Source organism: Desulfovibrio piger (assembly GCF_012843875.1).
Classification (GTDB): domain Bacteria; phylum Desulfobacterota; class Desulfovibrionia; order Desulfovibrionales; family Desulfovibrionaceae; genus Desulfovibrio.
The window spans coordinates 1-819 of sequence record NZ_JABAFY010000119.1 but is presented as its reverse complement, the minus strand read 5'-3'; the positions used below and the strand labels follow the sequence as shown (position 1 = coordinate 819).

The window sequence follows — 819 nt, the reverse complement described above, 5'->3', positions numbered from 1 at the left end:
CGAAAATCTGTTTGTTTCATGGGACGAGATTACCACACCTTTTAAAATCAAAAAACATGCCGGACATCCTCTTAATCATAGACAAGAGGACATTCACCTTCTGGTGCTAAAACTGCTCAGAGAAAATCCTCTCAGCTAGTCAAGAGCCTTCTGGAATTATGAAATGACTTCTACTCTACGAAGTCGAGCGGAGCGAGACTGAAGCCGCGACGCCGGAGCAGTCGCAATTCACTTGCGGCTGCTCCGGCGGAGGCGTGAAACCTGCGAGTCAGAACACAGCGTCCCCCTCCTGCGCGGGAAAAGCCGAAGCCGCCGGCAGGGCGATCCATTTCTTCCAGTAGCGCAATGCCTTGAGAAAGCGTGTCAGTTCCGCCTCAAAGAATTCATAGGGTATATCTCCGCGCAGAATCACATGCAGAGTAAAAATCTCGCGCGCGGCATCCAGTCCGATACACGCGCCGCCGCTTTCCGCGCCGAGGCAGTTGGCCATCAGCAGGCGGCCGTATGCCTCTTCCCTGCCCGAGGCGGAGCCCATGTCCGCCATGATGTACAGAGAATCTCCAGACTGCTCAAAATCCACCGTATCGTCATCAAAGTAGACGCGGCAGGTTCCCGCCTCGCTCAGTTTCAGGGAAAAGCCAAGTTTCACGCCGAGCCCGGCCACAAGTTCCGCTGCATTCATTGCTATCATCCTTATCATTCAACAATGTTGTGATCGAAAAAATCTACTAGATAGTGTCGCCAAATTATGTTTGCCCACAAAGATATGCATCTGATTTGAACGGCGGCAAGAAAAGATGCACATCTTTTGGCATATCG

1 protein-coding gene is annotated in these 819 nt (G+C 51.8%); it reads right to left on the bottom strand.

Annotated features, from left to right (window positions below):
- Nucleotides 1-268: 268 nt before the first annotated feature.
- Nucleotides 269-682 carry a type III secretion system chaperone gene (locus HF854_RS12400; RefSeq protein WP_168936559.1) on the bottom strand — a complete coding sequence of 138 codons (414 nt, stop codon included), beginning with the start codon at nt 680-682 and terminating at the stop codon, nt 269-271.
- Nucleotides 683-819: the final 137 nt, after the last annotated feature.